This is a genomic window from Aquipseudomonas ullengensis, from assembly GCF_014174475.1.
Classification (GTDB): domain Bacteria; phylum Pseudomonadota; class Gammaproteobacteria; order Pseudomonadales; family Pseudomonadaceae; genus Aquipseudomonas; species Aquipseudomonas ullengensis.
In genome coordinates this window covers 85,424-108,115 of the sequence record NZ_JACJUD010000002.1, presented here as the reverse complement: position 1 = coordinate 108,115, position 22,692 = coordinate 85,424, and the positions used below count along the sequence as shown (strand labels likewise).

At 65.7% G+C, this 22,692-nt stretch carries 20 protein-coding genes; 10 read left to right on the top strand and 10 right to left on the bottom strand.

Features of this window, described 5'->3' with window-relative positions; all coding sequences use genetic code 11:
* Positions 1–16: 16 nt before the first annotated feature.
* Positions 17–280, top strand: a complete 264-nt coding sequence (locus tag H3H51_RS05960; RefSeq protein ID WP_183088134.1) for a YebG family protein — start codon at positions 17–19, stop codon at positions 278–280.
* Between the two features lie 366 nt (positions 281–646).
* A complete protein-coding gene (locus H3H51_RS05955) occupies positions 647–1,504 on the top strand; it encodes a DMT family transporter (protein WP_183088133.1) in 858 nt (285 codons plus the stop codon).
* A 249-nt stretch (positions 1,505–1,753) separates the two neighbouring features.
* Here H3H51_RS05955 and H3H51_RS05950 read toward each other — a convergent pair whose 3' ends face one another.
* The 5 genes from H3H51_RS05950 to H3H51_RS05930 form a co-directional block, all read right to left on the bottom strand.
* Entirely contained in the window at positions 1,754–2,863 is a 1,110-nt protein-coding gene (locus tag H3H51_RS05950; RefSeq protein WP_183088132.1) for a dihydrolipoamide acetyltransferase family protein, read from the bottom strand.
* A gap of 105 nt (positions 2,864–2,968) precedes the next feature.
* Positions 2,969–3,958: an alpha-ketoacid dehydrogenase subunit beta gene (locus H3H51_RS05945; protein WP_183088131.1), complete on the bottom strand. Its 990-nt coding sequence runs from the start codon at positions 3,956–3,958 to the stop codon at positions 2,969–2,971.
* Complete coding sequence (pdhA, locus tag H3H51_RS05940; protein WP_183088130.1) at positions 3,951–5,048, bottom strand: pyruvate dehydrogenase (acetyl-transferring) E1 component subunit alpha; 1,098 nt, start codon at positions 5,046–5,048, stop codon at positions 3,951–3,953. Before pdhA ends, H3H51_RS05945 begins: the two co-directional genes overlap by 8 nt.
* A gap of 129 nt (positions 5,049–5,177) precedes the next feature.
* Positions 5,178–6,200 carry a Glu/Leu/Phe/Val dehydrogenase family protein gene (locus H3H51_RS05935; protein WP_183088129.1) on the bottom strand — a complete coding sequence of 341 codons (1,023 nt, stop codon included), beginning with the start codon at positions 6,198–6,200 and terminating at the stop codon, positions 5,178–5,180.
* A 197-nt stretch (positions 6,201–6,397) separates the two neighbouring features.
* Positions 6,398–7,387, bottom strand: a complete 990-nt coding sequence (locus H3H51_RS05930; RefSeq protein ID WP_183088128.1) for an NAD-dependent epimerase/dehydratase family protein — start codon at positions 7,385–7,387, stop codon at positions 6,398–6,400.
* A gap of 201 nt (positions 7,388–7,588) precedes the next feature.
* Between H3H51_RS05930 and H3H51_RS05925 the strand changes: the two genes are divergently transcribed.
* Positions 7,589–9,547 (top strand): methyl-accepting chemotaxis protein, encoded by a 1,959-nt coding sequence (locus H3H51_RS05925; RefSeq protein WP_183088127.1) that lies wholly within the window; start codon positions 7,589–7,591, stop codon positions 9,545–9,547.
* A 208-nt stretch (positions 9,548–9,755) separates the two neighbouring features.
* Here the strand turns inward: H3H51_RS05925 and H3H51_RS05920 are convergent, their stop codons facing one another.
* Positions 9,756–10,646: a LysR family transcriptional regulator ArgP gene (locus H3H51_RS05920; protein WP_183088126.1), complete on the bottom strand. Its 891-nt coding sequence runs from the start codon at positions 10,644–10,646 to the stop codon at positions 9,756–9,758.
* Positions 10,647–10,741: 95 nt separating this feature from the next.
* Here H3H51_RS05920 and H3H51_RS05915 point away from each other — a divergent pair, with 95 nt between their 5' ends.
* The 4 genes from H3H51_RS05915 (at position 10,742) to sodB (ending at position 13,470) form a co-directional block, all read left to right on the top strand.
* Positions 10,742–11,143 (top strand): ACT domain-containing protein, encoded by a 402-nt coding sequence (locus H3H51_RS05915; RefSeq protein WP_183088125.1) that lies wholly within the window; start codon positions 10,742–10,744, stop codon positions 11,141–11,143.
* A 3-nt stretch (positions 11,144–11,146) separates the two neighbouring features.
* Positions 11,147–11,758, top strand: coding sequence for a LysE/ArgO family amino acid transporter (locus H3H51_RS05910; RefSeq protein ID WP_183088124.1), 612 nt, complete (start codon positions 11,147–11,149; stop codon positions 11,756–11,758).
* 56 nt (positions 11,759–11,814) lie between these two features.
* A complete protein-coding gene (locus H3H51_RS05905; protein ID WP_183088123.1) occupies positions 11,815–12,657 on the top strand; it encodes an EamA family transporter in 843 nt (280 codons plus the stop codon).
* A gap of 231 nt (positions 12,658–12,888) precedes the next feature.
* Complete coding sequence (gene sodB, locus H3H51_RS05900) at positions 12,889–13,470, top strand: superoxide dismutase [Fe] (RefSeq protein ID WP_183088122.1); 582 nt, start codon at positions 12,889–12,891, stop codon at positions 13,468–13,470.
* 261 nt (positions 13,471–13,731) lie between these two features.
* On the opposite strand, the gene H3H51_RS05895 is transcribed toward sodB, so the two are convergent.
* Both H3H51_RS05895 and H3H51_RS05890 read right to left on the bottom strand, forming a co-directional pair.
* Positions 13,732–14,376, bottom strand: a complete 645-nt coding sequence (locus H3H51_RS05895) for a hypothetical protein (RefSeq protein ID WP_183088121.1) — start codon at positions 14,374–14,376, stop codon at positions 13,732–13,734.
* A gap of 1 nt (position 14,377) precedes the next feature.
* Positions 14,378–15,673 carry an ammonium transporter gene (locus tag H3H51_RS05890; RefSeq protein ID WP_183088120.1) on the bottom strand — a complete coding sequence of 432 codons (1,296 nt, stop codon included), beginning with the start codon at positions 15,671–15,673 and terminating at the stop codon, positions 14,378–14,380.
* Positions 15,674–15,927: 254 nt separating this feature from the next.
* Between H3H51_RS05890 and H3H51_RS05885 the strand changes: the two genes are divergently transcribed.
* Positions 15,928–17,991 carry a putative bifunctional diguanylate cyclase/phosphodiesterase gene (locus H3H51_RS05885; protein ID WP_183088119.1) on the top strand — a complete coding sequence of 688 codons (2,064 nt, stop codon included), beginning with the start codon at positions 15,928–15,930 and terminating at the stop codon, positions 17,989–17,991.
* A 400-nt stretch (positions 17,992–18,391) separates the two neighbouring features.
* Here H3H51_RS05885 and lptG read toward each other — a convergent pair whose 3' ends face one another.
* Positions 18,392–19,453, bottom strand: coding sequence for an LPS export ABC transporter permease LptG (gene lptG, locus H3H51_RS05880; protein WP_183088118.1), 1,062 nt, complete (start codon positions 19,451–19,453; stop codon positions 18,392–18,394).
* Positions 19,446–20,579 (bottom strand): LPS export ABC transporter permease LptF, encoded by a 1,134-nt coding sequence (gene lptF, locus H3H51_RS05875; protein ID WP_183088117.1) that lies wholly within the window; start codon positions 20,577–20,579, stop codon positions 19,446–19,448. The genes lptG and lptF overlap by 8 nt, the downstream gene beginning before the upstream one ends.
* 140 nt (positions 20,580–20,719) lie before the next feature.
* On the opposite strand from lptF, the gene H3H51_RS05870 reads away from it, so the two are divergent.
* A complete protein-coding gene (locus H3H51_RS05870; RefSeq protein WP_183088116.1) occupies positions 20,720–22,204 on the top strand; it encodes a leucyl aminopeptidase in 1,485 nt (494 codons plus the stop codon).
* Complete coding sequence (locus tag H3H51_RS05865; RefSeq protein WP_183088115.1) at positions 22,201–22,617, top strand: DNA polymerase III subunit chi; 417 nt, start codon at positions 22,201–22,203, stop codon at positions 22,615–22,617. Before H3H51_RS05870 ends, H3H51_RS05865 begins: the two co-directional genes overlap by 4 nt.
* Positions 22,618–22,692 lie beyond the last annotated feature (75 nt).

Here is a 22,692-nt window from a genome sequence, read left to right as displayed (position 1 = left end):
AGGAATGAGGTGATGAATGGCCGTCGAAGTGGTGTACCGCAGCAGTCGCGATCCGGAGCGCCTGTTCATGGATAAAGCCGAAGCCGATCGTTACGACAAGATGCTGGAACTGGCCGAAGCCCTGTCCGAAGCCCTGCACAAGGCGGTGCCTTCGCTGAACGAGGAGCAGGTCGAGGAACTCGGTATCTTCATGGCGAAAAACCGCGACACCTTCGCCAAGGCCTTCAAGAACCAGCCCGACGCCCTCGCCGAACTGGACGCTGCCTCCAGCGAAGAGTGACCCCCAACTTGCCGCGCGCCACACAGCGCGCGGCAAGCCAGCAAAGATTGACCGTCCAGCCAGGAAACGCTAGTTTCGACGGGCCCTGCAAGGCTCTCCACTGCGGACCAATGTCATGACCAGCAACAGCCTCCCCCTCACGCCTGCCACGATCACCGACACCGTCGGCCATCACGCGCGTGCTGCTGCCCGGTCCATCGCCCCACCTGTCTCGCCTCCCCGCGCAGGCCGAGCCGGCTCCCCGCCGCCTCCGCCGTTCGCTCCCGCCGGCTGACTCAGCCCGGAAACCCGCTTTCCCCGACCTCCACGGTCATCTGCGCCCTGCGCAGTCGGTGAAGCCGTTAGCGCTTTCGACAGGTATCCATCATGCAAGTCAATAACAACGCCTGGGGCACGCTTGCCTCGACCACCCTGTTCGTCCTGCTCTGGAGCAGCGGCGCAATCTTTGCGCGGCTGGGCCTGGATCATGCTTCCGCCTTCGCCTTCCTGATCCTGCGTTTCGCCCTGGCGCTGCTGGTGCTGGCCCTGATCGGTTGCTGGAGCCGAAGCTGGCTGCCCGCCCCGGGCCAGCGCCTGCGTACCGCGGGTACCGGCCTGCTGCTGATTGGCGGGTATTCGCTGGGCTACCTGCTGGCGCTGGACCACGGCATCACGCCCGGCGTCCTGGCCACCGTGCTGGGCGTGCAGCCGATCCTCACCCTGATGCTGCTGGAGCGGCGCGCCTCGCTACCGCGCCTGCTCGGCCTCGGGCTGGCCCTGCTCGGACTGGTGCTGGTGGTGTGGCAGAGCATCGCCCTAGCGCGGGTGTCAGTGGCCGGTGCCGGCTATGCGCTGCTGGCACTGGGCAGCATGACCCTCGGCGCCATCCTGCAGAAGGGCTCGCAGCAAACGCCGATGCAGACCCTGCCGCTGCAGTACCTGGTCAGCCTGCTGCTGTTCGCACTGTTCCTGCCATTCAAGCCCTTCAGTGTCGAATGGTCGCTGGAGTTCCTGGTCCCGCTGCTGTGGCTGGGCCTGGTGATTTCGGTAGTGGCGCAGTTGCTGCTGTACCGACTGATCCGCGCCGGCAATCTGGTCAACGTCACCAGCCTGTTCTACCTGGTGCCGGGTGTGACGGCGGCGATGGACTACCTGTTCCTCGGCAACCGCATGCCCATGCTCAGCCTGGTCGGCATGGGCGCGATCCTGCTTGGCCTGGCGCTGGTGTTTCGTCAGACGCGCTGAAGGCAACGGGTGGAAAATGCTGCGCAGTTTTCCACCCTACAGGGCCTGACACGTCGACGTAGGGTGGATAACGCTCTGCTTATCCACCAGCGACCTCCACCCGAGCACTGAAGCAAAACGCCCACGGCATCGCTGCCGTGGGCGTTTCTCGAACCTGGAAAATTTAACGTCGCTCCCGCGAAGTCGGGAGCCCAGGCGCGACAGACTCTCTGGTTTCCCGCCTACGCGGGAATGACGGTGTTTAAAGGCTCAGTCCTGTGGCTCCTCCAGTGCCGCCACCAGCGCCTTGAGGAAGCGCGCCGCCTCGCCGCCCGTGGCCGCGCGATGATCGAAGGTCAGCGACAGCGGCAGGATCGCGTGCACCGCCGGCTTGCCCTCCCAGGCCACCACCTCGTCACGAATGCCGCCGGCACCGATGATCGCCACCTGTGGCGGTACCACGATGGGGTTGGCGTAACGACCGAACAGGGTGCCGAAGTTGGACAGGGTGATGGTCGCGCCCATCATTTCCTGCGGCGGGATCGAGCGCGCTTTGACGTCCGCACGCAGGCGCGCCATGCCCTCCTTGAGGTCCGCCGCATCACGCTCGCCGACATTGCGCAGCACCGGTACGAACAGGCCGTCCGGGGTATCCACGGCAATGCCCAGGTCGAGCTTGTCGTGCTGGCGGATCGACAAGCCCTTGCCGTCGAACCAGCTATTGAGCACCGGTTCCACCGTGCAAGCGTGGGCGATGGCCTTGGCCAGGCGGATCAGCGGGTCGCGCGCGCTGCCCCAGCGGTGCAGGTCAGCGTCACCGTAGATGGTCACCGGCACCACTTCGGCATGGGATTTGGCCATGTTGATCGCCATGCTGCGGCGTACCCCGCGCAGGCGCTCACCGCCGAACTTGTCGCGCGCGGTCTGCGCCGCCGCTTCCACATCGGCACTGGTGACCAGGCCATCGGCGCCGCTGCCGCTCAGGCCGGCCAGCTCGACGCCGAGCTTGCGTGCCAATTGGCGCACCGCCGGCGTGGCGCGCGGCGCCAGGTGTTCGCGGGTCGAGGGGGCGGCACCGACGAAGAAGCTGTCCTCCTGCTTGGCATAGCCACCCTCCAGGCGCCCAACCACGGTGCCGGCGTCCTCCTCGCCCTCGTAGGCCAGCAGCGGCTCGCCGACATGCAGGATGTCGCCCTCGCCGCCAAAGGTCTTGCTCACCACGCCGTCATAGGGCGCCGGGATATCGACGATGGCCTTGGCGGTTTCCACCGAAACCAGCAGCTGGTCGGCCTTCACCGTATCGCCGGCCTTGACGTGCCATTCGACGATCTCGGCTTCCTGCAGGCCTTCGCCCAGGTCGGGCAATTTGAAGTATTTCATTGTTGTTCTCCTTTTCTCCGCTCTCTCCATGGAGGGGGGAGATGGCAAAGCCTGTACGCGGCCTCCGCCCTCACCCCAACCCTCTCCCGGAGGGAGAGGGAGTTGTTATGCGTAGTTGAGGGTGCTGTCGCAGGCCGCGAGGATGTCCTCGACGCCGGGGATGTACAGCTGCTCCAGGCGGTACAGCGGCGGCGGGATATCCGGCGCGGCGACCCGCTGGATCGGCGCCTGCAAATCCAGCAGCGCCCGCTCGTACAAACTGGCGGCGATCTCCGCACCCACCCCGCAGGACTTCGGCGCCTCGTGCACGATCACGCAGCGCCCGGTCTTGCGCACCGAGGCCTCGAGGGTGTCGAGGTCCAGCGGCTTGATGCAGGCGACGTCGATCACCTCGGCAGACACGCCCTGCTCGGCCAGACGGTCGGCGGCCTGCAGGGTTTCCTGCACGCTGGCGCCCCAACTGATCAGGGTGATGTCGCTGCCCTCGCGCAGGGTGAAGCAACTGTCCAGCGGCAGGCGCTTGCCGTCGTCGACCAGCGGTTGCGGGTTCATCCGATAGAGCCGGGTCGGTTCGAGGAAGATCACCGGATCGGGATCGTCGATGGCCGCCAGCAGCAGGCCATAGGCGCGTGCCGGCGAGGACGGGATGACCACGCGCAGCCCCGGCACATGGGCGAACAGTGCCTCGGTGCTTTCGCTGTGGTGCTCCGGCGCACGGATACCGGCGCCCATCGGGCTGCGCAGCACCATCGGGCAGCTCAGGCGCCCGCGGGTGCGATTGCGCAGGCGGCTGGCGTGGGTCACCAGGTGCTCCATGGCGGCAAAGATGAAGCCGAGGAACTGGATCTCCATCACCGGTTTCAGGCCTTGCGCAGCCATGCCCACCGACAGCCCGGCAATCATGGTTTCGGCCAGTGGCGTGTCGATCACCCGCTTGAAGCCGAAGGCATCGCGCAGCCCGGCAGTGGCGCGGAACACCCCGCCGTTGACGCCGACGTCCTCGCCGAGCACCACCACGTTGTCGTCCTCCTGCATCGCCCGGTGCAGGGCCAGGTTGACCGCATCGAGCAGGGCATACTTCTTCATCTCACTCATGATGCAGCCCTCCTGCGCGACGCGCCGCCCGCTCCAGCAGCATCTCGCGCTGCTCGGCCAGGGCCGCCGGCCACTGTGCATAGACGTGGTCGATCACCGAGGTCACCGGCTGGGTGCCGGCGCTCTCGAAGGCATCCACCGCCTGCTGCACCAGCGCCTGGCATTCGCTGACCAGGGCCTGCTCGCGGCCCTCGTCCCACACGCCCTGGCTGGCCAGGTAGGTTTGCAGCCGTTTGATCGGTTCTTCCTCCCAGGCCTTTTTCACCTCCTCGGCGCTGCGGTAGCGGGTGGCGTCGTCGGCAGTGGTGTGGTCACCCAGGCGGTAGCTGAGGCATTCCAGCAGCACCGGGCCCTTGCCCTGGCGCGCCCGTTCGAGGGCGATCTGCATGCGGTCGTAGACGGCAAGGATGTCGTTGCCGTCCACCTGTTCGCCCTGGAAGCCGGCGCCGATGGCCTTCTGCGCCAGGCTCGGCGCGCCACTCTGGATGCGCCGCGGGGTGGAGATGGCCCACTGGTTGTTGTTGATCACGAAGACCACCGGCAGTTGCCAGGCACCGGCCACGTTAAGCGCTTCGAGGAAGTCGCCCTTGCTGGTGGCGCCGTCGCCGCAGGTGGTCACGGCGACCCGGTGTTCGCCACGGATCTTGAACGCCGTGGCCACGCCACAGGCATGCAGCGACTGGGTGGCGATCGGCACGCACAGCGGGAAGTCCTGCTGCACCGCCGGGTCGACGTAGACGCTGCCGCGCTCGTCGCCGCCCCAGTAGAGGAGGATTTCCTCCATCTTCACGCCGCGCATCAGCTGCACGCCGGTGTCGCGGTAGTACGGCACCAGCACGTCTTCGCGCGCCATCAGGCTGCCGATGGCGACGCCAATGGCTTCCTGGCCGAGGGTGGGTGCGTAGGTGCCGATGCGACCGGTGCGTTGCAGGGCCACCGCCTTGAGGTCGAACAGGCGGGTGAGGACCATTTGCCGGTACAGGCGGGTGAGCAGGTTGAAGTCGTCGGCCCAGGCTGGGAGCTCGCCGGTGAGGCGGCCGTCGGGCGCTAGATAGCGGGTATACGCAAGGTCGATCTTGTTAGAGGTCATAGCACGCTTTCCTATCAACACACCGGATAGGTGTGAGGGGTGTACCCCGCTGCTTGTGGCGGCGGGACTGTGTCGACCCAGGGCGAAGTTCGCACTCGGTCTGCCGGCAGCGCCGCCCCGGGTAGGGGCTTAGCTGCCGTAAAGCAGGCGTTCGGCCAGCGCATCGGCGACGCGCGCCGGTGAACGTTTGTCAGCCTGCGCGTGGCCATAGATTTCGGTCAAGCGTAATCCGATCTTCGACAGGTGCGCAGTGATCGCGGCGAGAGATTGCTCACGGTGCTTGAGCGCGACGTAGATCAGCCCGCCAGAATTGATCACATAGTCGGGTGCGTAGAGGATGCCGCGCGACTCCAGCTCGTCGGCGATTTCGTTGCTGGCCAGCTGGTTGTTGGCCGCCCCCGCCACGGCCGCGCAGTGCAGCTCGCCGACGGTATGGCTGTTGAGCACACCGCCCAGGCCGCACGGCGCGAGGATGTCGCAGGGGGTGCCGAGCAGGTCTTCGCTGCTGACCGGGTGCGCCCCCAGCTCCTCCGCCGCCAGTTGCACGCGGCCGGGATCGAGGTCGCTGACATACAACTCCACCCCGGAGGCGGCCAACTGCTCGGCCAGGGCATAGCCGACGTTGCCCAGGCCCTGTATGGCCACGCGCAGGCCCTGCAGATCGTCGCTGCCAAGCCGCGCCAGGGCGGTGGCGCGAATACCGGCGAACACGCCCATGGCTGTGTGCGGCGAGGGGTCGCCAGCGGTCGTGGTGCTGGTGACGTGCTGGGTGAACTGGGCGATGCAGTCCATGTCGGCGCTGGAGGTGCCGCTGTCCACCGCAGTGATGTAGCCGCCCTTGAGCGTCTCGATCATGCGGCCAAAGGCTTCGAACAGCGCGCCACGGTTGTCGACATGCGCCGGGCGGATGATCACCGCCTTGCCCCCGCCCTGCTCCAGGCCGGCCAGCGCCGCCTTGTAGCTCATACCCTGGGCCAGGCGGATGGCGTCGCGCACGGCGCTGTCGGTATCGGGGTAGGCGAGATAGCGGCACCCTCCCAGGGCCGGGCCGAGGCGGGTGTTGTGGATGGCGATAATGGCCTTGAGGCCGGTGACGGGGTCTTGCGCCAGGTGCAGGGCTTCGAGCCGGGCGCTTTCCATCATGGTGAACATGCGGACTTCCTCGCTGGCTTTAAGGGCCAGTATAGGTCGCCCGCCGGGTCAGGCTGGGTTGACTGGGTATAAGGCTGGACGGGCTGATAACCGCAGTTGGCGATGCCCCCGTAGCCCGGACTTCAGTCCGGGAGAAACAAATGAGCGCCTCCCGGACTGAAGTCCGGGCTACCTTGCTGGAATAAGCCCGGCGCGGCCTATCGCCCCTGTACTTTCCACCAGTTGCAGAACTCCTCCAGCGCGGTCCACACACTCACCTGCGGGTCGTAGTCCAGGTACTGCCGCGCGCGGCTGATATCCAGGGAGAAGTCGCGCGCCATCACCGCCACGCCAAGACGAAACAAACCTGGCTCCGGACGCCCCGGCAGCAGCTTGCAGATCGTCTCGTTGAGCACCGCGGCCGAGTAGGCCACGCCGTAGGGCATGTGTTTGGTCACCGGCGCCAGGTCGAACTGGCGCAAGACGAAGTTGACCGCATCCCACAGCGGCACCGGCGTGCCATTGCTGATGTTGTACACCTTGCCCAGCGCCGGCCCGGCGGCCAGCAGGCTGCTGAACAGGGCGTCGTTGAGGTTCTGCATGCTGGTGAAGTCGACCTTGTTCAGGCCATTGCCGATCATCATCAGGCGGCCCTTGCGGTGCATCTCGATCAGCCGCGGGAAGATGCTGGTGTCGCCAGCGCCGGTGACGAAGCGCGGACGCAGGGCAATCACTTCCAGGCCGAACTCCTGCGCTTCCATGACCTTCTGTTCGGCGATGAACTTGGTCGCGCCGTAGTGATCGACGAACTTCTTCGGCACCTGTTCTTCGCGCAGGCCGATATGCGACTGGCCATCGAAGTACACCGAGGGTGACGACAGGTGCACCAGGCGCCGCACCTTCTGCCCCAGGCAGCCTTCGATGACGTTCTGGGTCAGCGTGACGTTGCCCAGGTGGAAATGCTCGCGGGTGCCCCAGGAACCCACCGAGCCGGCGCAGTGCACCACCATCTCGACATCGCGGCACAGCTTGTGCACCAGATCGGTGTCGCTCAGGTCGCCCTGGACGAATTCCGCACCACGTTTGGTCAGGTGCTCGACCGCTTCCGGGCGGCGCCCATTGATGCGGACCGCCAGGCCCTGCTCCAGCGCGAAGCGGGCAAAGCGCCCGCCAATGAATCCGCTCGCACCCGTTACCAGAATCTTCATTCGTCAGCCCCCTGGGGTCTTGTTGTGCCTGCGACTCTAGCAGCCGCCAAGGCTTCTGACTGTTGCTCCTGCGGCCAGAATGGCGGCCTTGCAGCCGCCTGCTCGTTTTTTTTGACAGTTGTTAATAAATTTGCACGGTTCTTGCAAAATATTTGACGTTTACCCCCATTTGTCACCCATCTACCCGCGGAGTCGTTGGACATGCCGTTGCGCGCCAAGCTTGCGATCAGTTTTCTACTGATCGGTCTAATTCCTGTGTTGGCGATGGCCTTCACGGTCTATCGCCAGGCCAGTCATGCCCTTCAGGAGCAGACCTTGAATGCCCTGGAGGCCGTAGCGAATATCAAACAGCGCCAGTTGCAAGATAACTGGCAATCACGCCACAACCAGCTCGCCACTCTGGCCAGCAACCTCGGCACCAGCTACGCAGGGCTGGACTCCACGGCGCTGGTCAGCACCAGCAACTACGACCGGCCGATCTTCGAGAACTTCATCAAGACCTTCGGCTACCGCGACCTCAAGCTGGTCGACCGCGACGGCAAGGTGCTGTTCAGCGTGCTGCGCGGCCCCGACTACCAGCAGAACCTCGGCGACCCCGCCTGGCGCGACACCCCGCTGGGCCGCCTGGCACGCAGCGGCCTGGACAGCCAGCAAGCGCAGATCAGCGACCTGACGCCCAACGGCGCCGAGCAGATCCCCAGCCAGTTGCTCGCCGCGCCGGTGATGAGCGATGGCGAACTGCAGTTGCTGCTGGTGCTGGAGCTGCCGCTGGATGCGCTCAACGACGTGATGCAGACCCGCCAGGGGCTCGGTGAGGCGGGCGAGACCTACCTGGTGGGTGCCGACAGCCGCCTGCGTTCGGACTCGGTGCGCTTCCCCGATCACCAGGTCCAGCGCGCCGACCAACTGGCCGCCGCCCTGCCGGGCAAGGCCATCGAGCAGGCCCTGGCCGGGCAGCACGGGCGCCTGGTGGAAGCCGGGCTGGACGGCCAGGCGGTGCTCAAGGCCTTCGTCCCCCTGGATCTGGACGGCATGCGCTGGGCCCTGGTCGCCGAGATGGACCAGGACCAGGCCTTCGCCCCGGTGCGCAAGCTGATGTGGCAAGTGCTGCTACTCGCCGCGCTGACCATGCTCGGCGTGGCCATCGCCACCTGGCTGATCAGCCGCAGCGTGATGCGCCCGCTGGGCGGCGAACCGAGCAACATGGCCGCCCTCGCCCGCCGCCTGGCCGCCGGCGAACTGCGCCTGAGTGGCGACAGCGCCGAGCACAGCGGCCTGATGCAAGCCCTGCACGAAATGGCCAACGCCTGGCGTGAAGTGGTCGAGCGCCTGCGCCAGGCCAGCCAGGCGGTGGGTGACGCCAGTGGCGATATCCTCGGCGCCGCCGGGCAGACCAGCAACCGCCTCGACCAGCAGCAGGAGTCACTGGAAATGGTGGTCAGCGCGGTCGACCAGATGTCCGCCACCGTGCAGGAAATCGCCGCCAACGCCAGCCAGAGCGCCGACGGCAGCGCCGCCGCGCGCCAGGCCTTCGCCACCATGCAGGGCACCCTGCAACAGATGATCGGCCGCCAGGACCAGTTGCTCGCCGGCCTGCGCAATTCCGATCAGGTGGTGCAGGCGCTGGCCAACGACAGCCAGCAGATCAGCTCGGTACTCGGGGTGATTCGCGCCATCGCCGAGCAGACGAACCTGCTGGCCCTGAATGCCGCCATCGAGGCAGCGCGTGCCGGCGAGGCCGGGCGCGGCTTTGCCGTGGTCGCCGACGAGGTACGCAACCTGGCGCTGCGCACGCGCACCGCTACCGAGGAAATCGTCACCATCGTCGGCGCCCTCGGCGCGTCCTCGGATCAGGCCCAGGCCAGCATGCAGGGCGCTACCGAACAAGCCCGCGCGCTGGAAGACGAAACCCAGGCGGTGCTCGGCTCGCTGAGCCACCTCGACGACTCGCTGCAAGGCGTGCATGCCCTGGCCTTCCAGATTGCCGCGGCGGCCGAGGAGCAAGCGGCCACCACCCATGAGGTCAACCAGCACATGCACCGCCTCAGCGACATGACCGGCGAGAACCGCCAGACCGCCGCGCACACCCGCGACTGCGGCGAACACCTGCGCCGGGTAGCCGGCAGCCAGGAACAACTGGTGGCGCAGTTCCAGCTCTGACTGGAGCCGGCCAGGTCGACTGTAGGAGCCAGCTTGCTGGCGATCCGCTGACTGTCTGATCGCCAGCAAGCTGGCTCCTACACAAAAGCAGCAGTGCGTAGCCCGGACTTTAGTCCGGGCTACCTCTCACGCCGCAGTTCCAGCTCTAAGCCTCGCAATGTAGGGCGGGTGCAACCCGCGTGGGCTCAACTCGCGGGTTGCACCCGCCCTACGTCTTGACCAGCCACTCGCCCACGCCGCGTTCCAGGTGGCGGGTGAGGCTGGCAAGCAGCTCGCCGCCGCTGCGCCAGTGATGCCAGTACAGCGGCACGTCCTGCGGCCGCCCGGGCAGGATCTCGACCAACAGGCCGCTGGCCAGCTCGCGTTGCACCTGCTGCTCCGGCACCAGGCCCCAGCCGAAGCCTGCACTGGCCAGGCGCACGAAGCCTTCCGAAGACGGGCACAGGTGATAGGCGAAGCCACCGCTCACGCCCATCGCTGCCAGGTAGCGATGCTGCAGGTAATCGTCCGGACCGAAGACGATGCACGGCGCCCGCGCCAGCGTCTGCGCCGTGACCCCGGCGGCGAAATGCCGGGCCATGTACGCCGGACTGGCCAGCGCCCGGTAGCGCATGGCACCCAGCAGCACGGAGCGGGCGCCGGCCACCGGGCGCTCGGCGGCGCACACGCAGCCGGCCACTTCACCAGCACGCATGCGCTTGAGGCCGACATCCTGGTCTTCCACCACAAGATCCAGCAGCAGCCCGTGCTCGCTACAGAAGTCGCCCATCAGCGGCGCCCACCAGGTCGCCAGGCTGTCGGCGTTGAGGGCGATGCGCAGGCGCTCCACCGGCGCGCCCTCGTCCAGCGCCGGCACCGCGCCCTGCAGGTCGCGCTCGAGCAGGCGCACCTGCTGCACATGGTTGAGCAAGCGCCGACCGATTTCCGTTGGCGCCGGCGGCGTACCGCGCACCAGCACCGGCTGGCCGACCCGCGCCTCGAGCAACTTGATCCGCTGCGACACCGCCGACTGCGACAACCCCAGCATCTGCGCCGCACGCTCGAAACCGGCCTGCTCCACCACGGCCGCCAGGGCGGCGAGCAGTTTGTAATCGAACATAAGATTTCCTAATGGGAGATCAGCATGATTTGTTTTTCTTATAAACCCTGCACCCCCAGACTGGCCAGCATCATCACCGAACCAAGGATCACCCCATGACCGGCGAAACCTCCCTGAGCAAGCTGCTCGCCAGCCTGTCGCCCCAGCTCAATCCAGGCGAGTTCGTGTTCTGCAGCGTCCGTGACCCGGCCATTGCGCAAGGCACGGAGGTGATCGGCAGCTTCCGCGAAGCCGAAGGCACCACCCTGATCCTCGCCCGTCACGAGGCTGAACGCCTGGGCCTGAACTTCGACTACGTGGCCGCGTGGATCACCCTAGAAGTGCATTCCTCGCTGGCCGCCGTCGGCCTCACCGCCGCCTTCGCCAACGCGCTGGCCAAGCAATCGATCAGCTGCAACGTGATCGCCGGCTATTACCACGACCATCTGTTCGTCGCTCAAGCCGATGCCGAGCGCGCCATGGCGGCCTTGCGCAGCCTGGCCAAAGGGGAGGCCTGAGCCATGTGGCAGAGCTATCTGAACGGCCTGCTGGTGGCCGCCGGGCTGATCATCGCCATCGGGGCGCAAAACGTCTTCGTCCTGGCGCAGAGCCTGCGCCGCGAACACCACCTGCCGGTGGCCGCGCTGTGCGTGCTGTGCGATGCGCTGCTGGTCTGCGCGGGCGTCTTCGGCCTGGCCACGCTGCTGGCACAAAGCCCGCTGCTGCTCAACATCGCCCGCTGGGGCGGCGCGGTCTTCCTGCTCTGGTATGGCGCCAAGGCCCTGCGCCGCGCATTGAGCCCGCAGGCGCTGGAGCAGGACCAGCAAAGCGGCCCGCGCTCACGCCGCGCCGTGCTCATGGCGGCGCTGGCGGTAACCCTGCTCAACCCCCATGTGTACCTGGACACCGTGCTGCTGATCGGCTCGCTCGGCGCCCAGCAGCCGGTGCCCGGCGCCTATGCCCTGGGCGCCGCCAGCGCCTCGATGATCTGGTTCTTCACCCTGGCCCTGGGCGCTGCGTGGATGGCGCCCTGGCTGGCACGACCGGCCACCTGGCGCGTACTCGACCTCTCTGTAGCGGCGATGATGTTCGCCGTGGCCTGGCAGCTCCTCGCTCACGCACCACAGGTGTGATCGCGGCGACGAGGGCGCTATCCTGCAGCCCTCGACCGCCAGCCAGGGAGCCGCGTGTGGATACGACCGTCTTTGCCGTGGTGATGGCCGCCGCGCTGCTGCATGCCGGCTGGAACGCCCTGCTGAAGATCGGTCTCGATCGCTACCTCACCGCCTCGCTGATCCAGATCGGCGCGGGCCTGGTGGCCGCGCTGGTCCTGCCCTTCGTCAGCCTGCCGGTCGCCGGCGCCTGGCCCTGGATCGCCCTCTCCGCCCTGCTGCACATTGGCTACAACCTGTTCCTCTCACGTGCCTACCAGCATGGCGACCTGGGCCAGGTCTACCCGCTGTCGCGCGGCAGCTCACCGCTGATCGTCGCCGTGCTGGCACTGCTGGCTGGCGACGCCCTGAACCTGGGGCAGTGGCCGGGTCTGCTGGTGCTGGTCGCCGGCATCTGGCTGATGGCCTGGCGCGGTGGCCACGCCCACGCCCCACTCAACCAGCGCCTGCTTGGCAATGCCCTGGCCACCGCCGCCTGCATTGCCGGCTACACCCTGGCCGACGCCCTCGGCGCACGCACCAATCAGGATCCCGTGAGTTATGCGCTGTGGCTGTTCACGGTCAATGGCGTGGTGGCGGCTCTGGTCATCACCGTGCGCCGCGGGCCAGGCATTTTCCTGCGCCTGGGCCCGCACTGGCGCGGCGGCCTGGCCGGCGGCGCCATGTCAATGCTGGCTTACAGCCTGGTGATCTGGGCGATGACCCAGGCGCCTATTGCCCTGGTCTCGGCCCTGCGCGAGAGCAGCGTGGTGTTCGCCCTGCTGATCGGCTATCTGTTCCTCCACGAGCCCCTGCCGCGCCCACGTCTACTGGCCTGCGGCGTGATCGTCGCCGGCGTGGCGCTGATGAAGCTGGCCTGATTCAAGTCGAACCTCCAACGCTGCCGCCAGTCCCAACCCATGAGCCAGCGAAGCCCCCTGGAATCGGCTTTCCCACACAGTTGCTGCGTGGTTATGGGCTGGCTCGGATGCTATGATCCGGGGCTCGCGGCACATTAAAGAGTACAAACTCGTCGCCGCCCGCTTTCCGGCCGCCCCGTGAACGGCCTCGCGCTAGTCGCACATATCCTGACCTGATGAAGGAGATAGACCATGGCTTTCGAATTGCCGCCGCTGCCGTACGAGAAAAACGCCCTCGAGCCGCACCTGTCCGCCGAGACCCTGGAATTCCACCACGGCAAGCACCACAACACCTACGTGGTGAACCTGAACAACCTGGTGCCCGGCACCGAGTTCGAAGGCAAGAGCCTCGAAGACATCATCAAGACTTCCTCCGGTGGCGTGTTCAACAACGCCGCGCAGATCTGGAACCACACCTTCTACTGGAACTGCCTGAGCCCGAACGGCGGCGGCCAACCGACTGGTGCCCTGGCTGACGCGATCAACGCCACCTTCGGTTCCTTCGACAAATTCAAGGAAGAGTTCAGCAAGACTTCCATCGGCACCTTCGGCTCCGGCTGGGGCTGGCTGGTGAAAAAGGCTGACGGTTCCCTGGCCCTGGCCAGCACCATCGGCGCCGGTTGCCCGCTGACCAGCGGCGACACCCCGCTGCTGACCTGCGACGTGTGGGAACACGCCTACTACATCGACTACCGCAACCTGCGCCCGAAGTACGTCGAGGCGTTCTGGAACCTGGTCAACTGGGACTTCGTGGCGAAGAACTTCGCCGCCTAAGTCGCAACCAGCGTCCACAAAAAACCCGGCTTTGCCGGTTTTTTTGCTTTCTGCGTTGTACTTCAGAACCTGTTTCGGAGTTTTTGAGCTAGAGCCAGGCAAGGCGCAACGACCAGCGGGAGTAACAGCCGCAGCTGGCCCGAAGGGTGAGCATCAGCGAATCAATTGGGCGAGGACGCGGAGTTTACGAGGTGTAAATGAGCAGTCCGAGCCCAATTTCAACACAGCATGGCCGACGATCAAGAAGTCCGAGACAGGTTCTCAGAGCAACTTCTGTGGCGACAACGGCAGGTGCATCAGGTCGACCTTCTGCACCGCGCGGGTCAGCACCTGATCCGCCAGCACCGGGCCGAGAAATTCGCACAGCCCTATATAAAGCAGGTTGAGCAGCACCCGCAGGTGCTCCAGGGTCAGCGCGGTCAGCCCCAGCGAGCCGCCTTGCTCCAGCCAGCCGCGCAGACGCAGGCGCAACTCGGTATCGACCTGCATACCGGTCAGGTTGCCGGCGGCGAAGCGGCGCAAACGCGGCACCAGCTCCGGGTCGAGCAAGCTGAACAGGGTCTGGCTCAAGGTATCGAAGGTCTGCCGCGCCAGCGCATCGGGCCCCGACACCTCTTCCGCCGCCTGCCCCTCACCCCGCCGCCAGGCCTGCAGGCGCGGAGCAGGGTCCGGCAGCAGTTCAGTGGCCGGGCCGGTCAGCGCGCCGACCAGCTCGCGGTACAGGCGCGCGCGCTCCAGCTTGCGCCCGCTGCGCTGCACCACTTCGGCGAGAAACTCGTTGAGCGCGAACGGCGGCTTGTCGGAATACTTGGCCTCCCATAGCGACAGCAGCGGCATGATCTCGTCTTCCGGAAAGTGCCCGGCCAGACCGGTATAGATCGCACGGCGACGGGTGGTCAGACTCATCTCAGGCCCTCCGCGTCAGTTCGGCGCCATCGAAGGTCACCGCTTGATTGAACTCCGGATAGCCCACTTCGGCATGCTCGGCGAAATCCAGGCCGCGCTGTTCATCCTGGGTCGAGGTGCGCAGGCCGATGGTCTTGGCGACGATGAAGTACATCGCCAGGGCCATCGGAAAGGCCCACAGGAAGGCCACACCGGAACCGATCAGCTGCACGCTGACCCGCGCCCAGCTGAACAGATCCCCAGTGAAAAACAGGCCGGCGGCCAGCGTGCCCCAGATGCCGCAGAAGCCATGCACCGGCACCGCGCCGACCACATCGTCCAGGCCCAGGCTATCGAGCAGGCGCATGCCGAACACCACCACGAAACCGGCAATGAGCCCGGTGAGAATGGCGTAGCCCGGCAGCATGGTGGCGCAGCCGGCGGTGATGCTCACCAGCCCGCCCAGCGAGCCATTGATGGTGGTGGTCAGCAGCAACGGGCTGGAGGTACTGCGCAGCGCCAGCATCGCGCCGATTGCGCCGGCCGCCGCGGCGAGGTGGGTGTTCAGGGCGATCAAACCGAGGCTGTGGTTCATCGCCAGGGTGCTGCCGGCGTTGAAGCCGAACCAGCCGAGCCAGAGCACGAAGCCGCCGAGGGTGACCAGGCTCAGGTTGTGCCCGGGAATCGCCCGCGGCGTGCCATCTGCGGCAAAACGCCCGAGCCGCGGCCCCAGTACCAGGATGCCGGCCAGCGCGCACCAGGCGCCGACGCTGTGAACCACGGTGGAGCCGGCAAAATCGATGAAGCCCATCTTCGCCAGCCAGCCCTGCCCACCATAAGCGCCACTCCACACCCAGCTACCAAACACCGGATAGATGAAGCCGCTGATCACCACCGCCCCCACCAGGTAACCGGCGTAACGGGTGCGTTCGGCCATCGCGCCGCTGGCAATGGTCGCGGCGGTGGCGGCGAACATCATCTGGAACAGCAGGAAGGTGAAGTCCCAGGGCTCGCCCTCGTGCGGGGCGAAATGGCTCATGCCGTACCAGCCGGTGGTGTTGGCGCCAAACATCAGGCCAAAGCCCACCAGCCAGAAGACGATGCCGCCCACGCAGCCGTCCATGTAGTTCTTCATCATCACGTTGACCGCGTTCTTGGCCCGTGACATGCCGCTCTCCAGCAGGGCGAAGCCGGCCTGCATGAAGAACACCAGCGCACTGGCCAGAACCACCCAGGCCGTATTGCTGGCCAGATCATCGGCCGCATGGGCCGGTGTAGCGAAGAACAGTGCAGACAACGACAGCAGGTACATCTTCATGGCGAATCCCCCCGAGGCGTGACAGCCAGGCATTCGCAACTCTTGTGCCAGCGCCACACGCGCCTGCTAGGCAATATTCCGTTACATTGCGCACCAATTACGCGCGTGCCAGCTGTTTCAACGATGAAACACGCGCCAAGTCAGGCCAGGGCAAAAAAACCGGCTTATGACGTAATGGCCCTTTGACGGCTCACCTGCATTTGCCAATACTCACAACGGTCAGAAGCCTCCGGCGGCGAACAAGGAATCCCGATTTGAAGCTGGAATTGAAAAACAGCCTGTCGCTCAAGCTGCTTCGTGTTGTCCTGTTGTCGGCCCTCGTGGTCGGCGTGGTGCTGAGCTGCGGACAGATCGTTTTCGACGTGTACAAGACACGCCAGGCCGTCGCCAACGACGCCCAGCGCATTCTCGGCATGTTCCGCGACCCCTCGACCCAGGCGGTTTACAGCCTCGACCGCGAGATGGGCATGCAGGTCATCGAAGGCCTGTTCCAGCATGAAGCCGTGCGCCATGCCTCCATCGGCCACCCCAACGAGCCGATGCTTGCCGAGCGCTCGCGCGAACTGAACCCCTCCCCGACCCGCTGGATCACCGACCCGATTCTCGGCAAGGAGCAGGCCTTCACCACCCAGTTGGTCGGCAAAGGCCCCTACAGCGAATACTACGGCGACCTCAGCATCACCCTGGACACCGCCACCTACGGCGAGAATTTCATCACCACCTCGGTGATCATCTTCATCTCCGGCGTGCTGCGCGCCCTGGCCATGGGCCTGGTGCTGTACCTGGTCTACCACTGGCTGCTGACCAAGCCGCTGTCGAAGATCATCGAGCACCTGACCAACATCAATCCGGACCGCCCCAGCGAGCACAAGCTGCCGATGCTGCGCGGCAACGAGAAGAACGAGCTGGGACTGTGGATCAACACCGCCAACCAGCTGCTGGCCTCCATCGAGCGCAATACGCATTTGCGCCGGGAGGCGGAAAACAGCCTGCTACGCATGTCGCAATACGACTTCCTCACCGGCCTGCCCAACCGCCAGCAACTGCAGCAGCAGCTCGACCAGATCCTCGGTGACGCCGGGCGCCTGCAACGCCGTGTCGCAGTACTGTGCGTGGGCCTGGATGACTTCAAGGGCATCAACGAACAGTTCAGCTACCAGACCGGCGACCAGTTGCTGCTGGCGCTGTCCGACCGCCTGCGCAGCCACAGCGGCCGCCTCGGCGCCCTGGCACGCCTCGGGGGCGATCAGTTCGCCCTGGTCCAGGCCGATATCGAACAGCCCTACGAAGCCGCCGAACTGGCGCAGAACATCCTCGACGACCTGGAAGCGCCGTTCGCCCTGGAACAACAGGAAGTTCGCCTACGCGCCACCATCGGCATCACCCTGTTCCCGGAAGACGGCGACAGCACCGAGAAGCTGCTGCAAAAAGCCGAACAGACCATGACCCTGGCCAAGAGCCGTTCGCGCAACCGCTACCAGTTCTACATCGCCAGCGTCGACAGCGAGATGCGCCGTCGCCGCGAGCTGGAGAAAGACCTGCGCGAAGCCCTCACCCGTGGCGAGCTGCACCTGGTCTACCAACCGCAGATCGACTACCGCGACCACCGCGTAGTGGGCGTCGAAGCGCTGCTGCGCTGGCAGCATCCGCAACATGGCTTCGTCCCGCCAGACCTGTTCATCCCGCTGGCCGAACAGAACGGCACCATCATCGCCATCGGCGAATGGGTGCTCGACCAGTCCTGTCGCCAGCTGCGCGAATGGCACGACCAGGGCTTCAGCGACCTGCGCATGGCCGTCAACCTGTCCACCGTGCAGCTGCACCACGCCGAGCTGCCGCGCATGGTCAACAACCTGCTGCAGGTCTACCGCCTGCCGGCGCGCAGCCTGGAACTGGAAGTCACCGAAACCGGCCTGATGGAAGACATCACCACCGCCGCCCAGCACTTGCTCAGCCTGCGCCGCGCCGGCGCGCTGATCGCCATCGACGACTTCGGTACCGGCTACTCCTCGCTGAGCTACCTGAAGAGCCTGCCGCTGGACAAGATCAAGATCGACCGCAGCTTCGTTCAGGACGTACTGGAAGACGAAGACGACGCCACCATCGTGCGTGCCATCATCCAGCTGGCCAAGAGCCTGGGGATGCAGGTTATCGCCGAGGGCGTAGAAACCCTCGAGCAGGAGTCGTACATCATTGCCCAGGGCTGCCACGAGGGTCAGGGCTACCTGTACAGCAAGCCGATCCCGGCACGCGAAGTGACCCTGTACCTGAAACAGGCGCGCCGCCTGACCAGCGCCGGCAACCCCGCGACGCTCTGAGCCAACGCCACACCGACAATGCCCGCCCCGCGCGGGCATTGTTGTTTTTGCAGCGAACTACACGCGCCCTCCTCCACCGACATAGCGCCAGGACAATCAGTACATCGGCGCAATGGCGGGTAAACAGAACGTTATCCGCCCTACAAAACCTGTACGTCCAAGTGGGAAATAACCACCAGCCCGTAGGCTGGGTTAGCCGCGCTTACAGTTGCCAAGGCATTGCGCGAAAGCTCGGCGCGGCGTAACCCAGCGCACCACCCCGTGGCCCCGCTGCTGGGTTACGCCGCAACCAATCCAGCCGCCAGAACTGAACATCAGGTTGGCGGCTAACCCAGCCTACGCCGCGCGCCAGAAACCAAAAGGCCGGGCTAAGCCCGGCCTTTTCTGCGACACAACCTGATCAGGAAGCTCGACGCAGCAGGAACGCCCCCGCCACCCCGCAGATCATTGCCGGCACCAGCACCGCCAGCAGCGGCGAGAAGCCGAACACCAGGCTCGACGGGCCGAGCAGGTCCTGGGCAATGCGGAACACGAAGCCCACCAGTACACCAGTGAATACGCGCTGACCCAGCGTCACCGAGCGCAGCGGGCCGAAGATGAAGGAGATTGCCATCAGCACCAGTGCCGCCGTCACCAGCGGTTGCAGCACCTTGGTCCAGAACGCCAGCCAGTAGTTGCCATTGTTCAGCCCCTGCTCGCCCAGGTAATGGATATAGCGCCACAGGCCGCTGACCGACAGGGCATCGGGCTCCATCACCACGGTGCCCAGCAGTTGCGGGTTGAGTTCGACATCCCAGCGCTCGCTCGGCGCCTCGACCACTTCGGTGCTCTTGTCGTGGAACTGGGTGGTTTTCACGTCCTGCAGCAACCAGTGATCGCCCTTGAACTGTGCGCGCCGGGCGAAGCTGGCGGACAGCATGTGGCGCTGGTCATCGAACTGGTAGCGGGTTACGCCGAACAGACGGCCATTGGGTTGCACGGCGTTGATGTGCACGAACTCCTGGCCCTGGCGATGCCACAGGCCGCGCTTGGAGCTTTGCGCTTCACCGCCGCCCTGAGCCATGGAGCGGTGCGCCTGGGCCAGGTTCTCGCTCCAGGGCGCCACGTACTCGCCGATCATCACGCTGAGCAGCATCAGCACCAGCATGGGTTTCATCACCGCCCAGACGATGCGTCCGACCGACACCCCAGCCGCACGCATGATGGTCAGCTCGCTGTTGCTGGCCAGGCTGCCGAGGCCGATCAGGCAGCCGATCAGCGCCGCCATCGGCAGCATCTCGTAGATCCGCCGTGGCAGGGTCAGCAGCACGTAGATCAGTGCCTCCAGGGTTCCGTAGGTCTCGCTCAGGTCGCCCAATTCGTCAATGTAGGCGAACAACAGGGCCAGGCCGACAATCACCCCCAGCACCGAGAGAATGGCGAAGAACACGCTGCTGCCGATGTAGCGATCAAGCTTACCCATGAGCCATCTCCTTAACAGCACGGCGACTGGCCAGCTTGAGTTGCAGGGGTTGCCACAAGAACAGCCCCAGTCCGATCAGCAGGAACAGCCCATGCACCCACCACAGGCCCAGTTCCATGGGAATCTTGCCCTTGTCCAGCTGGCCACGCGCAGCGATCAGTAGCGACAGGTAGGCCATGTACAGCAGGATCGCCGGCAGCAGCTTGAGGAAGCGCCCCTGGCGTGGGTTGACCTTGGCCAGCGGCACCGCCAGCAGGGTGACGATGAACACCAGCAGCGGAATCGACAGGCGCCACTGCAGTTCGGCCTGATGGCGCGGGTCGTCGCTACCGATCAGTTCGCGGGTTGGAATGGCCTCGCGCTCGCCCACTTCGCTGCTGACTTCCGGCTTGGCCAGCAACACGCCATAGGTGTCGTACTTGATCGCGCGGTAGTCGGCCTGACCCGGGTTGCCGTCATAGCGGTAGCCGTTTTCCAGGATCAGATAGCGGCTGCCATCGGCCTGGATTTCCTGACGCCCCTTCTCGGCGACCAACACGGCAATGCCGGGATCTTTCTTGTCCTTGGCATCGCTGCCGGTACGCAGACGTTTCTCGGAGATGAACACGCCGGACAGCTGGCTGCGATCTTCCGTCAGCGCCTCGGTGTAGGTCACCCGCGACCCATCGCGCATGGCCTGGAAGCGGCCGGGCACCAGGGTGTCGAATTCGGTCAGGGCATCCTGTTCGTTGAGGATCCGCGCCACCCCGGCCACACCTTGCGGCGCCAGGCCCAGGCTCAGCCAGGCAACCAGCACGGCAATCAGCGTCGCCGGCGCCAGGGTGTAGGCCAGCAGGCGCTTGTGGCTCATGCCGGTGGCGGACAGCACGGTCATTTCGCTGTCCAGGTACAGCCGCCCGTAGGCCAGCAGAATACCGAGGAACAGCCCCAGCGGCAGGATCAGCTCGAGGAAGCCGGGCAGGCGAAAGCCCATGATCATGAACAGCACGCCCGGATCGAGCACGCCCTGTGCGGCCTGGGACAGGTACTTGATGAAGCGCCCGCTCATGATGATCACCAGCAGCACGGCACTGACCGCGCTCAAGGTAACCAGCAGTTCACGGGAGAGATAACGGAAGACGATCAAACCAGACGCTCCAGGGTTGTCAGGCTCAGGCGGCTACGCTCAAACTAGCCACACAGTTGCCGGCCCGCCATGCGGGCAGGCCCTTGAAAAAATAGCCGGCATTATCTGCCAAACCCGACTCTTTGTCTTGGGGACAGCTCATGGAATTCCTCGTCAAAAGCACTCGCCCGGAAACCCTGAAGACCGCCACGCTGGTGGTTGCCATCGGCGAGGGGCGCAAGCTTGGCGTCGCAGCCAAGGCCGTGGATGAAGCCAGCAGCGGCGCGATCAGCGCCCTGCTCAAGCGCGGCGACATCGCCGGCAAGTCGGGCCAGACCCTGCTGCTGCACAGCCTGCCGGGCCTCAAGGCCGAGCGCGTGCTACTGGTCGGCAGCGGCAAGGGCGAGCTGTCTGACCGCCAGTACCGCAAGTTGGTTGCATCGGTGCACGGCGTGCTCAAAGGCCTCGGCGGCAGCGATGCCGTGCTGGCCCTCGACGAACTCAAGGTCAAGGGCCGCGACGCCTATGGCAAGGCCCGACTGCTGGTGGAAACCCTGGCTGACGGCGGCTATGTATTCGACCAGTTCAAGAGCAAGAAGGCCGAACCCAAGGCCCTGAAGAAGATCACCCTGATCGCCGACAAGGCCACTCTGGCCGACGTAGAGCGCGGCAGCCTGCATGCCCAGGCCATCGCCGGCGGCATGGCCTTCACCAAGAACCTCGGCAACCTGCCGCCCAACCTCTGCCACCCCAGCTACCTGGCGGAAGAAGCCAAGGCCCTGGCCAAGGTGCACAAGAACCTCAAGGTCGAGATCCTCGACGAGAAGAAGCTCAAGGAACTCGGCGCCGGTGCCTTCCTCGCCGTGGCCCAGGGCAGCGACCAGCCGCCGCGGATGATCGTGCTGCACTACACCGGTGGCAAGAAGGATGAACAACCCTTCGCCCTGGTCGGCAAAGGCATCACCTTCGATACCGGCGGCATCAGCATCAAGCCGGCCGCCGGCATGGACGAGATGAAGTACGACATGTGCGGCGCCGCCAGCGTGTTCGGTACCCTGCATGCGGTGCTCACCCTGCAACTGCCGATCAACCTGGTATGCCTGCTGGCCTGCGCCGAGAACATGCCCAGCGGCGGCGCCACCCGTCCCGGCGACATCGTCACCACCATGAGCGGGCAGACGGTGGAGATCCTCAACACCGACGCCGAAGGCCGCCTGGTGCTGTGCGACACCCTGACCTATGCCGAGCGCTTCAAGCCGCAAGCAGTGATCGACATCGCCACCCTCACCGGCGCCTGCATCGTCGCCCTGGGCAGCAATGTCTCCGGCCTGATGGGCAACAACGACGCCCTGGTGAAGCAGATCCTCAAGGCCGGCGAGCACGCCGATGACCGCGCCTGGCAACTGCCGCTGTACGACGAATACCAGGAGCAACTCGACAGCCCGTTCGCTGACATCGCCAACATCGGCGGGCCGAAGGCCGGCACCATCACCGCCGGCTGCTTCCTCTCGCGCTTCGCCAAGAGCTACCACTGGGCGCACCTGGACATCGCCGGCACCGCCTGGATCAGCGGCGGCAAGGACAAGGGCGCCACCGGCCGTCCGGTACCCATGCTGACCCAGTACCTGCTGGATCGGGTCAAGTGAGGATAGAGTTCTACGTCCTCTCCTCCGCCACCCCGGCAGACCGCCAGCGCGCGGCCTGCCAGTTGGCGCTGAAAGCCTGGCGCGCCGGCATGCCGGTGTTCCTGCGTGGCGCCGACCAGGCCCAGTGCGAGGAGCTGGACGAGCTGTTGTGGCGCTTCAAGGCCGACAGCTTCGTGCCCCACGACCTGCACCAGCACAACCCGCAGGCGCCCGTGGTGCTCGGCCTGGACGAACAGCCGGCAACCAGCCAAGGCCTACTGATCAACCTCAACCCCGGCCTCTCGCCGCATCTGGAGCAGTTCAGCCGGGTGATCGAGATCGTCAACCAGGAGCCGCAGCTGCTGGCCCTGTGCCGCGAGAACTTCCGCCTGTACCGGCAGAAAGGCTATGACCCGCAACGCGTCGAACTGTAGAGATTCGAGGCCTACCCAGCGCCTGAAGCCGTAACGCAGCGTCGCCAGACCCGAGCACAACGGGTAAAATCCGCC